Here is a 15,369-nt window from a genome sequence, read left to right as displayed (position 1 = left end):
TTCAACCGGCCAAGAGTGCCGATCGAATCCAGCTTCACCACGAGAAAAATCGATTTTCAAGAGCCGCGGCGTCGTCAGTGCGACGACAGGCGGATGACCTGACCTGATGCGCTTTAGAATTCACGCGCCAGCTTGGCGTCTGCGGAATGCCGGTTACCGCCACGAACGGCAAAGAACAGGAAAATCGCGGCCCAAAGGATCGATTTTTCCGCGCCGCCCAGACCTTCCGCCTTTACGATGCCGTGAAAATAAACCGTTACCAGAAGAACGATCATGGCCGCGAAAGATGCCGGCCGTGTGAACAGGCCGATGGCGACCAGAATGCCGCCGAAAAATTCCGTGGCGGCAAGCAGCGGCGACCAGAAGACGCCGGGATAAAAGCCGAGGCTCTCCACCATGCCGACTGCGCCGAAAGGATTGACGATCTTGCCGAAACCATGGGTGACAAGAAGAAGCCCGGCCGTGACGCGCAGGATCGTCTCCACTAGATCGTGTGTCGCATTATAAAGCGGTGCGACCGCCGGAACGAAAAGACGCTGACGATTATTCTCGAACTGGGCCATAGGATCTCCACGTTTCAGCCTTCGACAGCTTCTCTGTTCGCAAAGCCGCATGATAAGAACAAGCGTACGCCCGGTAAAAACATGAGTATTATGGTTGACATTATCGTGAACATTATTGCCGCTGCGCGGTGAAGGAGACCTGAGGATGACCGAGACAAAACCCCGCATAACCATCCGCTATTGCACGCAATGCAACTGGCTGCTCCGGGCAGGCTGGATGGCGCAGGAAATCCTTCAGACCTTCGCTCCCGATGTCGGCGAAGTAAGCCTCGTTCCCTCAACCGGCGGCCTGTTCGAGATCACCGTGGACGGCACGACCATATGGGAACGCAAACGCGATGGCGGTTTTCCCGGCCCAAAAGAACTCAAACAGAGAATCCGTGACATCATCGACCCGGAGCGCGACCTCGGTCATGTGGACAGAACGAAGCATGAAGGGCTCGACACCTGACCCGGCCACATGTTTCAACAGCCCCAACCAAGTTTTTCCCCTTTAAAATCAATGATCGTCATAAAAGTTCAAAAAGTCTGTTGACACCGGGCGGCTGCCCTCGTACATCGCTCTCCGTCGCCCAGATGGCGGAATTGGTAGACGCGCCAGCTTCAGGTGCTGGTACTCGCAAGGGTGTGGAGGTTCGAGTCCTCTTCTGGGCACCATTCCATTTTTGATCTTAGCCAGATCAATTAGTTAAGCCTTTCCAACGCATTGCGCACACGGTATCCTGTAACAAAGGACTGTAACACGTGCGCTTTCGGTTGGTTCGGCCCATGGTCTCAAAAAACTCAGCGTCTGCTCTATTCATCAAGCGTATTCCCGCAGATGTTAAACCCCTACTGGTGGGCAAGTCGCTCACCATTCCGCTGGCCGGGGCAGCTATAACATTTCCCGTGACAAGCAGCACGCAAAGCCTGAGGTTTTCACTTCGGGCCTCTGACCCTCTTGAGGTACGTGTGCGGCATGCCGAGACCTTGGCCTACGTCGAGCAGCTCTTTGAGAATATACGCTCCGGGCGTGTCGTAGAGCTTACCCACCGGCAGACCACGGCGCTTGCCGGAGAGTTCTATAAAGCTTGGTCTCGTGGCCCAGATGGTCCGGGCAGCAACATCAAGTTTGATTCGGTAAGTGGTGATATCCTCCCCGCGATTGAGCCCGGAGATGAGGACATCATGGACCTCATTGAGGAGATGGAGCGTGGGGCGGGAGGGTCTGCTGCTGCCAAGCTTAAAGCCGCCCCCAAGGACGAAGTGCACCTGCTAGTCAACGGCAGTGTTGATTCCCTTCTAGCCCGCTTCCAGTTTCCAGCCATTACATAAGACAGTAGGCGACGGCTCCTAGCCGCCTTGGTGGATCAACTTGAAGCTGCCCGTGAGACTAGCTCCCGCGTATTTGGGGGCGACTACTCGCCAGACCCACGGCTATCCAGATACCCCGAAGTGGAGCTTGATGCCTCCCAGATCACCAAGCCGAAGGCCAAAGGCTCTACCGGCAAGGAGAGCTTAACGGGCCTCGTTGATAGCTGGTGGGTAGAGGCCAAGGCGCTTGGTAAGTCAGCCAGCACCTATGAAAGCTATGGCAACAGCTTCCGGCTTCTGTCCCGCTTTCTGGGCCATGATGACGCCGTACGGGTTACCCCTGAAGACATCATCCGGTTTAAGGACTTCCGGCTATCAACCCCCAGTGAGAAAACCGGAAAGCCTGTATCCCCTAAGACCCTCAAGGGCAGCGACCTTACGGCCTTCAAGAGTGTCTTTGATTGGGCAGTGGCAAACCGTAAGCTAGCCTCAAACCCGGCAGCGGGCGTCACCATCAAGATGGGCAAGAAGGTGAAGGTGCGGGAACGGGATTTCACCGACGATGAAGCAGCGGCAATCCTCAGGGGAGCTAACGCTGTAGACCTTAGCCCCAGCCCTCGCAATTCCTACAAGACACGCCTAGCGAAGCGCTGGGTGCCGTGGCTGTGTGCTTACTCTGGGTCCCGCCTCGGTGAGCTGGTGCAGTTGCGCAAGGAGGACTTCAGGCAGGAAGCTGGGTCTTGGATCATGCGGGTTACCCTCATAGCTCGTAGGCGCGTGACCCAGCCAGTTGAACTTGGGCGGTAGCGTTTCGCTCATTCCGGGGACTACTTGTAGCATCCTGTCTGTGACGTTTCGGGCATCCCTCAGGTAACTGTCCTGACTGAGCTGGCGTGTCGCCGCACTGAAGGGTATCATGCTCTGAGCCACCCCACCAACAAACACCTTGCCCTGCCTTTCTGGGTCACTAAGAGCTTCCAACGCTTGGTTGAGACTGAGCAAGTAGGACCGTGAGGTAAACTGCTTGGCCAGCCCTATTGCTAGGCCCGTCATTGCTGTCTGGATGGTATCCTCAAGCTCCTCATCACCCGACTGTTGGGCCACATGCAGGGCGTCCTGAATATCCGCGATGATACCGAACGGCAGGGCTATGGGGTCATAGCGGTTGAATGGGGTACCGGATGCGGCAAAATGGGGCTTGCAGCTCTAGGGGCTTCAAAGAGTTTTCGCCAATTCTACGGCTTCAAGGAGTACCCTGACGATACGAAAGAACAACTTGAGGAGTGCATTGGGTCTCCGCCCAAGGCTTTCTATTCGATGGATTAGTTGCCAACTCTTACGGACGTATCAGGCTATACAAACTGAATTCAATAGCCTGAAGGTCGGCGGGCCTCTCAAGCACGAATGGCTCGCGTTGGGGCGCTTCAAAACGTAGCCCGTTAGATATTCGCTCGACTTTTACCGCCTTGTACTCTTCTCCGCTGAAAAGGTGCGCAAGGCTGTCTAGTGTGCCTGACGAAAAGAGCGCCGTTGCGGAATGGACTTCGGCAAGAATCGCGTCAAACTTCCTTGCGGTCTCTGCGAGCGACTTAGCAACTTGGTCGGGGTGGTAGCGTTGAGCGTTTTGTAGATTAGCAGCTTGCGCCATAAGGTCTCGGCGTATTGCTTCTAGGCGCACAGCCATCTTGCCACCAACGAACAATGTCGGAGCGGGACAGCGAAGGATGGGCTTCAAGCACCTGTTGTAGATCACATCTCGCTCCGCACGCCGCCATTCGCTTTTTAGGTGCTGGCGCTGAGCTGTCGTTGAATCCTTATCCTTGAGACTCGCCTGCCACCTCTCATAGCATTTCTCTTTCCGCCGCCGCTCCTCGCCGTAGTCACGCTCTAAGAACGTTGATCGCATCCAAGTGTCTAATTGCTTTGCCGAGAAGAAGAACGCCTCATAGATGGACGTGGGCATCTCCTTGACTTTCAGCCTTAAGGCGTCAAATGCTGTGACCGATGGGGATGCCGCAAGTGCTTCCATCTCAGGCCCGGCATCAAGGATGCGTCCTGAGACCTCATGCAGCCACGTAAGTGATTGCTGCCTGTCAACCTGTGTGGCTACTGACTTCACGAAACGGTCCCACTCAAGTCCGTAGTGCTCAGCGGCGCAATCCTTGCCAATTAGATGGTGATTGCCCGAACCATCTTTTAGCAAAAAGCCGCGCTTGTGGCGGTGACCAAAAGCACACATCAGTGTCTCGGGGGATGTGTACTGGGACACAAACTCTAGGTTTTCGTCATGACGCGGCGGGCTGTCTGAGACCTTACCAAGACTTAGGGGGTCTTGAGTACTAAGTGTGACATTCCGTAGCTCCACATCGCTGTATTGCTTAACGCTAAGCTTGCCCGAGTACGCTACTTTGAGTTTGACCACGCGGCTTCTCCAAGAATCACTTCCCTGACCAAGTATAGAGCATTTATTGCTTCAATATTAGCCCCACGAAATAAGCCGGGGGCACCGGAGGGGGGAAGGCTCAGAGCCGCTCCTATGTGAATACCTCTGAGATATGTGGCTTCTGCGTAGGTCGCGGGCAACATTCAGCTGTAACAACTCTTGCGCAGGCCTGAAAATCATGCAATGAAATCAACACGAATAGGGCGTAAGTGCGCCGTCCTCTTCTGGGCACCATTCCATTTTTGATCTTAGCCAGATCAAGAACTTAGCCGAAAAAACAGCAACATATAGCCGACCGGTAAACGCCGGGAAGCGTGTTGCTTTTTCGCCTTTTCCACTTACAGAAAAGCTACGAACAGGCCGCTTCCGTTTTTGTCGGAAGGCCTGTTGTCCTGTCTGAAAATATGATCGACCTTGCCTATTATGGCTGAGCGTCTTTATCGCCACTATTTTGCGAATGCTGTTCGCAATTCGGCGTACAGGACAGAACGGTCCGCTCCGTCTGCCGGAAAACACGCACCGTATTGCCCTCGTCGATAGAGACGAGAATGCGTTCATCCACGATTGGATTGCCATCGGCATCCAGAAGCACGAGATTGGTCGTGCCGAAACTGCGACCCGTCAAAACAATCGTGGTGGCATCGGCAACCGTGGCATCGGCGACTTTGGAGTTGCCGACGATAACCTTGCTGACGGCGCGGTCGAGACGAAGGACACGGGCGTGATTCATCGAAACGCGCAATATGTCATCTTCAGCAAAAGCGGGCTGCAGCGAACCCGATAGAAAGACGGACAAGCCGACCACAATTTTCGCCAGTTTTCCGGATGACACGCGTTTGGCCCTTGCTCACTACCCGCACTTTATTGTTCCACAGAATGCGCGGTTTTAGTGAATGAAGCGTTAAATGGCGGAAATCCGCGATGAGGATGGTAACCATTCGTAATGTATTGATATTTTCACGTCTCTCCGCCCCGCATCAAAACTGAACATCTGCGCCTCTTTCAAAGGAAACTTTGCCGAAAGAGAGAAATGGTCAGCGCCTGAATATATTTGTTTATCAGCAAATATAAAAATGCAGACAATACTTTTTGTTTTTATTTACCAAGAGAAACTCATCCTGCCGTTTACTTTGAGTTAATCGTTTTTTTTAAGCGCTTGGAAATCGCTCCGCTGTAGTTTGAACCCAACCGAACAACGGAGAACAGTTGTCGGCGTGCTGAACCAACACAAGTTAGGAGAGACCCTATGACCAAGATTTTCGCTCGTTTCCTCAAGGATGAATCCGGTGCTACTGCAATCGAATACGGCCTGATCGCTGCTCTGCTTTCAGTGGCAATCGTAGGCGGTGCAAGCATGGTCGGTACGCAGCTCGACGCACTCTTTGACGGTATCGGCACAACGATGCAGACCGCTCGAAACACGACGTTCTAATAAGCTATCGACCGTTAAATTGCGAATGCCGCTCAACTGTGAGCGGCATTTTCGCATTCTATCGAATGCCCAAATGCGTCCGTGATCCGCTTGGAATTGGCCAAGGTAAAGGGGAGTTTCCTTCATGGTTGTAGCCGCCATTTTTCTGACGCTTCCGCTCTGCCTTGCCTTCGCGGCATTCACAGACCTTTTGAGCATGACGATACCCAACCGGATACCTCTCATTTTGCTGCTGTCATTCGTTGTGACCGCACCTTTTTCCGGTATGGACTGGCAGACTTTTGCGATGAGCCTTGCAGCTGCCGCCGCTGTTTTTTTTGCCTGCTTCGCGCTTTTCGCCGCCAATGTGATGGGCGGAGGAGATGCGAAGTTATTGACCGCCGCAGCGGTGTGGTATGGCTTCAACCTGTCCCTTATAGAATTCCTACTTTCGGTGACCTTCGTTGGCGGCCTGCTAACTCTCGGCGTTCTGCTCTTGCGGTCGCGCTCGCAGGAAATCATGACCAGCGGCATTCCTATCCCTGATTCTCTGCTGGTGGCAAAAAAAATTCCCTATGGGATCGGCATCGCCATTGCCGGTTTTTTGACCTATGGCAACGCACCGATCGTAGAGGCTGCCATCGCCAGTCTTTCGTGAAAGAATACTGCAATCGCAGAAATTAAAGGCCCGTTAACCACAAATCCAAGCATAATATTAACCATAATTATACCAATAGCGCGCCATCCTGAGGTGAGAAGAATCTGATTCCCTCAAGGATCGAGCATGAAACCGTCGCGTATCGTCATTCTGTCCGTTGCTTTGATAGCCGCCGGTCTTGCCGGTCTTGTCGCCATGAAAATTTCCGGCACAAAGCAGGTCATCGAAAAAGCGGAAACGATCATCCAGAAAGAACCGACGGTCAACGTTCTCGTTTCGTCGGTCAATCTGCCGGTCGGCAGTCGCCTGAATGATAGTTCGGTACGCTGGACTCCCTGGCCACAGGGCAACGTCGTGGATAGTTTCATAACAGAAACGAAAAGCCCGAACGCGATCATCGAACTTTCCGGCGCCGTTGTGCGGCTGCCATTGTTCGAGGGCGAGCCGATCCGACCGGAAAAAGTCGTCGATTCCAGTACTCGCATCATGTCGTCGCTTTTACCGGCCGGCAAACGCGCCGTTTCGACAGAGATTTCGGTTTCAACCGGAGCAGGTGGTTTCGTGCTGCCGAATGACCGTGTTGACGTGATCATGGTCCGCAAAGGCGACAACGGCAACTTTTTGACCGAGAATGTTTTGAACAACGTTCGTGTTCTGGCGATCGATCAGCAGATAAAGGAAGGCGAAGACGGCACGTCCGCAGTGGTTGGCGCAACGGCGACGCTGGAACTGACGCCGGAGCAGGCCAAGATCATAACCGTGGCGCAACAGATGGCGGATCGCCTCACACTGGCTCTGCGCTCGGTTGCCGACGCGCAGGAAAACGACACGCTTTCGGCTGATTATCTTCTCAATGGCGGCACCGGGCAGCCCGAAATTCAGGTGATCAAGTCCGGCTCAATCGTCAAGGGCGGTCAAGGAGCATCACAATGAGCAGGGGGTTCATGGCAAGGCGTTTCAAACAACACCTGCGTTCATCGATGTTCGGCGGGCTTGCGTTCTGCGTGGCTTTTTCCGGCATTCCTGGTCAGCATTCACCCGAATTTTTCGGTATTAGCGAAGCCAAAGCGCAAAGTGCGAGCATCGTGCGTATTACCGAGAGCGGATCAGGCATTCGCAAACGGCTGAAGCTTGGTCTCAACAAGGCGCTGGTTATCGACCTGCCTGAGGACGCCCATGACATTCTTGTCGCCGATCCCAGCCTCGCCGACGCAGTAACGCGTACATCCAGAAGAATCTATCTCTTCGGAAAAACGGTAGGACAGACCAATATCTTTATTTTCGGCGATGGTGGGCGTGAAATCGTCAGCCTTGATCTGGAAGTAGAGCGGGACATCGTTGGTCTTGAAGCCAATATTCGTCGCTTCATTCCTGAATCCGACATCAAAGTCGAGATCGTCTCGGACAATATCGTTCTCACCGGATCGGTGCGCACGCCCCAAGATTCGGCGCGTGCGGTTCAGCTTGCTGAAGCCTTCTTGAAAGGTGGTGAAGCCACCACCCGCAATATCTCGCTGACGGGCGGCGACAATGGGGGCGACGCGGCAATTTTTGCCGAAAATCGCCAAGTATCGCAGATCGTCAATATGCTGACGATCGAGGGCGAGGATCAGGTGACCCTGAAGGTGACCGTCGCCGAAGTCAGCAGGCAGGTGCTGAAGCAACTGGGCTTCAACGGCTCGATCAGCAGCTCGACAAGCAACAACGGTTTCGAGTTCGCAAATCCTTCCAACCTCGGGAACGCAATCGACAGCGCCACACGCATAGCCAGCGGAGCGATAGGCTCCGGCTCACTGCGATTTGCCTCTTACCTCAACGCCATGGAGCAGGCAGGGGTAATGCGGACATTGGCGGAACCGAGCCTCACGGCGATCTCCGGCGAACAGGCCAAATTTTATGTGGGCGGTGATTTTCGAATTGCTGCGGAACAGGATGTTTCGCTCGACAAGGAAACAGGCGTCGCAACCGTCAAACGCGAAACGGAAACAGTCGACTACGGCATCACTCTGAACTTCAGGCCCGTTGTGCTTTCACCCGGCAGGATAAGTCTCAAGATCGAGACCAACGTGTCTGAACCGACTTATGAAGGCAATGTCGTCACCGGAAACTACGGGCGCGGCATTCCAGGTTCGACCTACATGTCCGTCCGCAAGCGCGAAACATCCACAACGGTCGAGCTTCCCTCTGGCGGTTCGATCGTGATCGCAGGTCTCGTTCAGGACAATATCCGCCAGGCAATGTCCGGGCTTCCGGGCATGTCGAAAATTCCGATTTTCGGCACGCTTTTTCGCAGCAAGGACTTCCTCCGCAACGAAACGGAACTGGTCATCATCGCAACGCCCTATCTGGTGCGGCCCGTTGCCCGCAATCAGATCGCCCGGCCAGACGATAACTTCAATCCGGAAAACGATGCCGCCATGTATTTCATGAACCGCGTCAACAAGGTCTATGGCAGCAAGGATCAGGTTCAGGCGGCGCCCTATCAGGGGTCAGTGGGGTTCATCTACAAATGACGACATGCACACAAAATCTCCTCTTCACAGCTAGCCCGGTCAGGGCAGGAAACGTCATGAAGGAACCCTATTCCTCCTTTTCCCCCTACCTTTCCGGAAGACGGATCGGCCTCGTCGTCGTTGCCGCGCTTGCCGCCGGCCTGTTGCAGGGCTGCGCACGCGATCCGATGACCACCAACGCCATTCCCGACGATTATCGCACACGCCACCCGATTACCCTGTCGGAAGCGGAGCATTCGCTGGATATTCCGGTCTCGGCCAGCGACAGCCGACTGACCACAGCGATGGCGGATAATGTCCGCGGTTTTGCCCAGAATTATGCGTCGATGTCGACCGGGATCATCAATATTCAGACCCCGTCGGGATCGGCCAATTCGGCGGCCGCATCGCGAATGGCGAAACAGATCCGCTCGACGCTTTCCGGCGCGGGTGTGGCGCCGGGCAAGATCATGGAGACGCGTTATGCCGCTTCCCCGAATGGCGACGCCTCCCCCATCCGCCTGAGCTATGTCGCCGTTACCGCCATGACCGGTCAGTGCGGCCAATGGCCCGAGGATCTTTCGGACAATACCTTCGCCAACAAGAACTGGTACAATTTCGGGTGCGCTTCCCAAAGCAATCTCGCGGCGCAGATTGCCAATCCCATGGATCTGGTCGGTCCGCGCGGCATGAGCCCGATCGATGCGGAACGCCGCGCGGTCGTCATCGACAACTATCGCCAAGGCAAGACAACGGCGACAGCGAATTGATGCGGATCCAACATTTGTTACGGCAGGAACAACGATGAGCGCTGTAGAATACGATATCAAGCCAAGCGGCGGCACAGAAGCCGAGCCGCCCATGCGCGCTTCGGATATGGACCACCTGCGGCCCCTGCCCCGCATTTCCGTTCACGCTTTCTGCGTCAGCGACAATATGCAAGGCGTCATGGACGCATTGTCCAGCGACCGGCGCATGAGCAAGGTAACCCTGCGGGTGACCAAGGGCGATATCAATGCGGCAGCCACGATGTTTTCCACGTCGCCCACGCCCAATCTCATCATTCTCGAAACAGCGAGCTCACCCTCCTCGCTGCTGGACGATCTCGCGCCGTTGGCGGAGGTTTGCGATCCCTCCACGCGTGTCATCATCGTCGGCCGACACAACGATATAACGCTCTATCGCGATCTCATCCGCAATGGCATTTCCGAATATCTCGTCGCCCCGGTCAATATGGCCGATCTCCTGGCTTCGATCGCCGCGATCTTCGTCGATCCGGAAGCGGAGCCGCTGGGCCGCAACATCGCCTTCATTGGCGCCAAGGGCGGCGTAGGTTCATCGACCATCGCGCATAATTGCGCGTTCGGCATTTCGAGTCTTTTCTCCACGGAAACCATTCTGGCGGATATGGACCTTGCCTATGGAACGGCGAATATCGATTTCGATCAGGACCCTGCCCAGGGCATGGCTGAAGCGGTCTTTTCGCCGGAGCGGCTGGACGAGGTATTTCTCGACCGTCTTTTGACGAAATGTTCCGATCATCTGTCGCTTTTGGCAGCACCGTCTCTTCTCGACAGAACCTACGATCTCGATCGTCAGGCCTTTCTGCCGATCCTCGAGGTTTTGCAGCGCAGTGCCCCGGTTGCGGTTCTCGATCTTCCCCACCAATGGTGCGACTGGACGCGGGCAGTCCTTGCGGAAGCCGATGAGGTGGTCATAACGGCGGTTCCCGACCTCGCAAATCTGCGCAATACGAAGAATCTCTTTGACGCACTGATCAAGCTGAGACCCAACGATAAATTGCCGCATCTCGTTCTCAATCAGGTTGGCATGCCCAAACGCCCGGAAATCGCGCCGGCGGATTTCCTTGAGCCGCTGGAAATCGAGCCGATCGCGATCATTCCGTTCGACGCACAATTGTTCGGAAATGCTGCCAATAGCGGCCGTATGATCAGCGAGATGGATGAAAAATCCCAGACGGCGGAAACCTTTTCGCAAATCGCCCATACCATCACAGGCCGCTCCGTGCTGCGCAAAAGCAGGCGCGGCGGTCTGGAAAAACTGAAGAATATTCTCAAGCGCAAGTAGGTCTTCTGCCTGCGTCCTTAGACGGAAACGCCGATGTTCGGAAAACGCGGGCCTGAAAGCCCAGCCAGAAGCACGAAGCCGGATCTTGCTGCACCTGCGCCCATGCAGGTGACGACAACGCCTGAACCTCGTTCTGCTGCAATTGACACTCTTGAACCCGGCCAATCGCCGGCAATGCGTCAGGCAGCTGCAAGCGCACCGCCCGCGCAGAGAAAGCGTGCCCGCACGGAAGATTACTACAATACCAAGAGCCAGGTATTTTCCGCACTTATCGATACGATCGACCTTTCGCAGCTCGCCAAGCTCGACGCGGAAAGCGCGCGCGAGGAAATTCGCGATATCGTCAACGACATTATCACGATCAAGAATTTCGCCATGTCGATTGCCGAGCAGGAAGAGCTGCTCGAAGATATCTGCAACGACGTTCTTGGTTACGGTCCGCTGGAGCCTCTCCTCGCGCGAGACGACATTGCCGATATCATGGTCAACGGTTCCGGCCAGACCTTCATCGAAGTCGGCGGTAAAACCATCGAATCCGATATCCGCTTTCGTGACAATGCGCAGTTGCTTTCCATCTGCCAGCGCATCGTCAGCCAGGTCGGCCGACGCGTGGATGAGTCGAGCCCAATATGCGACGCGCGCCTGCCGGACGGATCGCGCGTCAACGTCATCGCTCCGCCGCTTGCCATCGACGGCCCGGCGCTGACGATCCGAAAATTCAAGAAGGACAAGCTGACACTCGACCAGCTCGTACGTTTCGGAGCGATCACGCCGGAAGGCGCAACATTGCTCAAGATTATCGGTCGCGTCCGCTGCAATGTCGTCATTTCGGGCGGCACCGGCTCGGGCAAGACGACGCTTCTCAACTGCCTGACGAGCTTCATCGACAGGGATGAACGTGTCATCACCTGCGAAGACACCGCCGAACTGCAGCTTCAGCAACCGCATGTGGTGAGGCTCGAAACGCGCCCACCGAATATCGAAGGGGAAGGCGAGATCACCATGCGCGATCTCGTCAAGAACTGCCTTCGCATGCGGCCCGAACGCATCATCGTCGGCGAAGTGCGCGGGCCGGAAGTTTTCGACCTTCTCCAGGCCATGAACACCGGTCACGACGGTTCGATGGGAACGCTGCATGCCAATACGCCACGCGAATGCCTCAGCCGTATCGAATCGATGATCGCCATGGGCGGCTTCACCCTGCCGGCCAAGACCGTGCGTGAAATCATCTCAGGCTCGATCGATGTCGTCATTCAGGCGGCGCGTCTGCGTGACGGCTCGCGCCGAATAACGCAGATCACAGAAGTGATCGGCATGGAAGGCGATGTCATCGTCACCCAGGATCTCATGCGATACGAAATCGAAGGCGAAGATGCGAACGGCAAGCTGATCGGCAGACATGTATCGACCGGCATCAGCAAGCCCAATTTCTGGGATCGTGCACGCTATTACGGCGAAGAGAAACGTCTGGCGGCCGCGCTCGATGAAATGGAAAAGACATCCTAAGGGAAAGCGACTGCCATGGACCCGACAATAGCGTTACTGGCCGTACTTGTCGCCATCTCGGCAGGAGCACTCGCCTACGTCTTTCTTTTCCAGCAGATAGAGGTCGAGAAAAAGACCACAAGCCGTTTCAAGCGGGTGCAGGCCGCAGAGACGGATCATACAAACATCAAAGCTGCACGAGACCGCGTCCAGGAACTCAGCAAGCGCCGCAAATCCATGCAGGACAACCTGCGGGAAATGGAAAAGAAACAGAATGAAAAGGCGAAAAAAGCGAAGAACATCGGCCTGCGCGACAAGCTGGTTCAGGCGGGGCTGGTGCTTTCCGCTCGGCAGTTCCATCTGTTAAGCGTCGGCGCGGCTGTTTTTTCCGCCCTCATGGCCCTTCTGTACGGCCTGTCGTCGCTTCTCGCTCTGCTAATAGGAGTTGTCGTGGCGCTGGGCGTACCGCGGTGGGCGCTGGCGTTTGTTCTCAAGCGCAGACAGAAGAAATTTCTGGAAGAGTTTCCGAATGCGTTGGACGTCATGTGCCGGTCGATCAAATCCGGATTGCCGTTGAACGACGCCGTGCGGCTAATCGCGTCGGATGGTCAGGAGCCGGTGAAAACGGAGTTTCAGCGCGTCGTCGATGCCCAACAGGTTGGCATTGGAATTCCGCAGGGGATCGAACGCATGATGCTGACCATGCCGCTTTTCGAGGTAAGCTTCTTCAGCACTGTCATCAATATTCAGGCGCAGGCCGGCGGCAACCTTTCGGAAGCGTTGTCAAATCTTTCAAAAGTTTTGCGTGACCGCAAGAAGATGCGCGCCAAGGTGAGTGCTCTTTCGATGGAAGCGAAGGCCTCAGCAGTCATCATCGGCTCGCTGCCTTTCGTCGTCATGCTGCTGGTGCATTTCACATCGCCTGACTATCTGTCGGTACTTTTCACCGACTTACGGGGCCACATTATTCTCGGAGCATCCGCGATCTGGATGCTGATCGGAATATTCATCATGCGCCAAATGATCAATTTCGATATCTGAGGTCGCAGTATGACAGGAAATCTTCTTTCTCGCCTGACTGACCCACAAACGATCATCGCCGTTCTTGTAACGCTCGCTGTTTTCGCGACCTTCTATACCCTCATCATGCCGGTTTTTGAGCGGAAAGATTTCGCCAAGCGCATGAAAGCGGTATCATCGGAACGCGATCTCATCCGTAGCCGCGAGCGCGACCGCATGGCGACTGTAGCGAGAGACGGCAAAACCTCGCTGCGGGGTAACAATAACAAATCGGCCCGCCGCATCGTCGAGAAATTCAATCTGCAGGAAGCACTGGCCGACAAGAACACAATGAACAAGCTGCGGGCGGCCGGGCTTCGTTCACAAAACGCGTTCAACACGTTCCTTGCCGCACGATTCGTCTTGCCGTTCATTTTTCTGGCCATCGCCTTCACTTGGATCTTCGTTCTCGGAAACCTCGCCGACAAAGCGTTTATCATCCGGCTAATGGCTGTGCTTCTTTTCGGTTATATCGGTTTTTACGCTCCCAATATTTACGTATCGAATCGCATGAACAAGCGGCAGGCATCCATCAAGCGGGCCTGGCCGGACGCGCTTGACCTCATGCTGATCTGCATCGAATCCGGCGTATCCATGGAAGCTGCCATGCGCCGTGTGGCCGAAGAAGTGGGCGAACAGTCACCCGAACTGGCAGAAGAAATGATGCTCACGACAGCTGAACTATCCTTTCTTCAGGACAGGCGTGTCGCTCTTGAGAATTTCGGCACGCGTACCCAGCTCGAAACCGTCAAAAGCGTGGTACAGGCGCTTATTCAGGCGGAGCGATACGGCACACCGCTTGCCCAGGCGCTTCGCGTTCTCGCACAGGAAGGCCGCGACGAACGCATGAACGAAGCCGAAAAAAAGGCTGCCGCGCTGCCGCCGAAACTGACTGTGCCGATGATCGTATTTTTCCTGCCGGTACTGATAGCAGTCATTCTCGGACCGGCTATCATCCGCGTTCTGGACACATTTTGACAAAGAAAATACTGCAGAGCGATTGCCTGTCAGCCGGCCGAATGCTCGAACACATCAACCAGCCGGCTTGCCGTCCTTCCTCGCCAGTTGCTGCCAGGAGTTCTGCTGCGAAAGCATGGCACGCAGATAGGTGAGGTTTGCCTGTGCCTGCTGTGGCGAGAGTTCCTGAACCGCGATGCGCTCGGCTTCGGCAAAGCGGCCCTGTAGACCGACCACGAGCGCAAGGTTCTGGCGAACGCGGCTATCGGCGCCCGGCTGGGCGATGGCGGATTGCAGATATGTTTCGGCAGTGCGCGGATCGCTCGACAGGACATAGGACATGCCGAGGTTGGACAATACGCTCGGGTCGTTCGGCTTCAGGTCAAGCGCCTGCCTGTAGCGGGAACGCGCCTCGTTCGAGCGTCCAAGCTGATCGAGCACGGCGCCCTCGGCGGAATAAAGCCGCCAGTCGGGCCTGTCCGGCGTCTGTGCACGCTGGATGGTCGAAAGCGCCTGTTCCAGCTGGCCGGCGGCGGCCTGCGATTTGCCATAGGCGGCAAGGACATCGCGGTCGGCCGGATTGGCGATGGCGATCTGCTGCATGACGGCGAGAGCCTGTGTGTTCTTGCCGGTCATCATCAGCACGCTGGCATAATTCATGCCGACCGATTTATCCTTGGGACTGCGTTCATAAGCTTTGCCGGCGCTCTCCTCCGCCTGCCGAAGCTGCTCCATGTTCATGTGATCATAGGAGCGCGTGGCGGCGGGAATGGAGCCGGTGGACATGCGATCAGGCTTGTTGGTGCTCGCGCATCCTGAAATCGCAAGAACCAATGCGGCAAGACATGCTCCCCGCAGCAACCCTGTCCGGTCTGTCTCCAAAGAAAATGCAGTCATGGCAGCGCCCCCGCCCAAGAATG

The 15,369-nt window shown here is 55.6% G+C and carries 16 protein-coding genes and 1 tRNA gene; 13 read left to right on the top strand and 4 right to left on the bottom strand.

Translation table 11 applies throughout. The features are described 5' to 3' along the window. Positions 1-113: 113 nt before the first annotated feature. On the bottom strand, positions 114-563 hold the full coding sequence (locus PIB16_RS00800; protein ID WP_003524478.1) for a DoxX family protein: 450 nt from the start codon (positions 561-563) through the stop codon (positions 114-116). Positions 564-708: 145 nt separating this feature from the next. Between PIB16_RS00800 and PIB16_RS00795 the strand changes: the two genes are divergently transcribed. From PIB16_RS00795 to PIB16_RS00780, 4 genes are all read left to right on the top strand, one after another. Continuing rightward, positions 709-1,014: a SelT/SelW/SelH family protein gene (locus PIB16_RS00795; RefSeq protein WP_271044813.1), complete on the top strand. Its 306-nt coding sequence runs from the start codon at positions 709-711 to the stop codon at positions 1,012-1,014. A gap of 119 nt (positions 1,015-1,133) precedes the next feature. Next, positions 1,134-1,220: transfer RNA gene (locus tag PIB16_RS00790), tRNA-Leu, on the top strand. Positions 1,221-1,331: 111 nt separating this feature from the next. Next, on the top strand, positions 1,332-1,877 hold the full coding sequence (locus PIB16_RS00785) for a hypothetical protein (RefSeq protein ID WP_271044812.1): 546 nt from the start codon (positions 1,332-1,334) through the stop codon (positions 1,875-1,877). Between the two features lie 120 nt (positions 1,878-1,997). Next, positions 1,998-2,663: a site-specific integrase gene (locus tag PIB16_RS00780; protein WP_271044811.1), complete on the top strand. Its 666-nt coding sequence runs from the start codon at positions 1,998-2,000 to the stop codon at positions 2,661-2,663. Between the two features lie 529 nt (positions 2,664-3,192). On the opposite strand, the gene PIB16_RS00775 is transcribed toward PIB16_RS00780, so the two are convergent. Both PIB16_RS00775 and PIB16_RS00770 read right to left on the bottom strand, forming a co-directional pair. Continuing rightward, positions 3,193-4,278, bottom strand: a complete 1,086-nt coding sequence (locus PIB16_RS00775; protein ID WP_271044810.1) for a hypothetical protein — start codon at positions 4,276-4,278, stop codon at positions 3,193-3,195. Positions 4,279-4,720: 442 nt separating this feature from the next. Next, complete coding sequence (locus tag PIB16_RS00770) at positions 4,721-5,131, bottom strand: pilus assembly protein N-terminal domain-containing protein (protein ID WP_020812471.1); 411 nt, start codon at positions 5,129-5,131, stop codon at positions 4,721-4,723. Between the two features lie 414 nt (positions 5,132-5,545). Between PIB16_RS00770 and PIB16_RS00765 the strand changes: the two genes are divergently transcribed. From PIB16_RS00765 to PIB16_RS00725, 9 genes are all read left to right on the top strand, one after another. Continuing rightward, on the top strand, positions 5,546-5,731 hold the full coding sequence (locus PIB16_RS00765) for a Flp family type IVb pilin (protein ID WP_003507406.1): 186 nt from the start codon (positions 5,546-5,548) through the stop codon (positions 5,729-5,731). 124 nt (positions 5,732-5,855) lie between these two features. Then, entirely contained in the window at positions 5,856-6,368 is a 513-nt protein-coding gene (locus PIB16_RS00760; protein ID WP_271044809.1) for an A24 family peptidase, read from the top strand. Positions 6,369-6,494: 126 nt separating this feature from the next. Further along, the gene (cpaB, locus tag PIB16_RS00755) at positions 6,495-7,301 is read left to right on the top strand and encodes a Flp pilus assembly protein CpaB (RefSeq protein ID WP_271044808.1); all 807 of its coding nucleotides are present in this window, start codon (positions 6,495-6,497) and stop codon (positions 7,299-7,301) included. After that, positions 7,298-8,881, top strand: a complete 1,584-nt coding sequence (locus PIB16_RS00750) for a type II and III secretion system protein family protein (protein WP_271044807.1) — start codon at positions 7,298-7,300, stop codon at positions 8,879-8,881. The genes cpaB and PIB16_RS00750 overlap by 4 nt, the downstream gene beginning before the upstream one ends. A gap of 56 nt (positions 8,882-8,937) precedes the next feature. After that, complete coding sequence (locus tag PIB16_RS00745; RefSeq protein ID WP_271044806.1) at positions 8,938-9,630, top strand: CpaD family pilus assembly protein; 693 nt, start codon at positions 8,938-8,940, stop codon at positions 9,628-9,630. Positions 9,631-9,664: 34 nt separating this feature from the next. Beyond that, the gene (locus PIB16_RS00740; RefSeq protein WP_271044805.1) at positions 9,665-10,948 is read left to right on the top strand and encodes an AAA family ATPase; all 1,284 of its coding nucleotides are present in this window, start codon (positions 9,665-9,667) and stop codon (positions 10,946-10,948) included. 33 nt (positions 10,949-10,981) lie between these two features. Further along, complete coding sequence (locus PIB16_RS00735; RefSeq protein ID WP_271044804.1) at positions 10,982-12,454, top strand: CpaF family protein; 1,473 nt, start codon at positions 10,982-10,984, stop codon at positions 12,452-12,454. Between the two features lie 15 nt (positions 12,455-12,469). After that, a complete protein-coding gene (locus PIB16_RS00730) occupies positions 12,470-13,474 on the top strand; it encodes a type II secretion system F family protein (RefSeq protein WP_271044803.1) in 1,005 nt (334 codons plus the stop codon). Positions 13,475-13,483: 9 nt separating this feature from the next. Beyond that, positions 13,484-14,470 (top strand): type II secretion system F family protein, encoded by a 987-nt coding sequence (locus PIB16_RS00725; RefSeq protein ID WP_271044802.1) that lies wholly within the window; start codon positions 13,484-13,486, stop codon positions 14,468-14,470. Positions 14,471-14,524: 54 nt separating this feature from the next. Here the strand turns inward: PIB16_RS00725 and PIB16_RS00720 are convergent, their stop codons facing one another. After that, positions 14,525-15,346, bottom strand: coding sequence for a tetratricopeptide repeat protein (locus PIB16_RS00720; RefSeq protein WP_271044801.1), 822 nt, complete (start codon positions 15,344-15,346; stop codon positions 14,525-14,527). Between the last annotated feature and the right edge of the window lie 23 nt (positions 15,347-15,369).

It is taken from the genome of Agrobacterium sp. ST15.13.015 (assembly GCF_027871645.1).
Classification (GTDB): Bacteria; Pseudomonadota; Alphaproteobacteria; order Rhizobiales; family Rhizobiaceae; genus Agrobacterium; species Agrobacterium leguminum.
The sequence above is the reverse complement of the archived record's forward strand: the minus strand, read 5'-3'. Positions and strand labels throughout refer to the sequence as shown.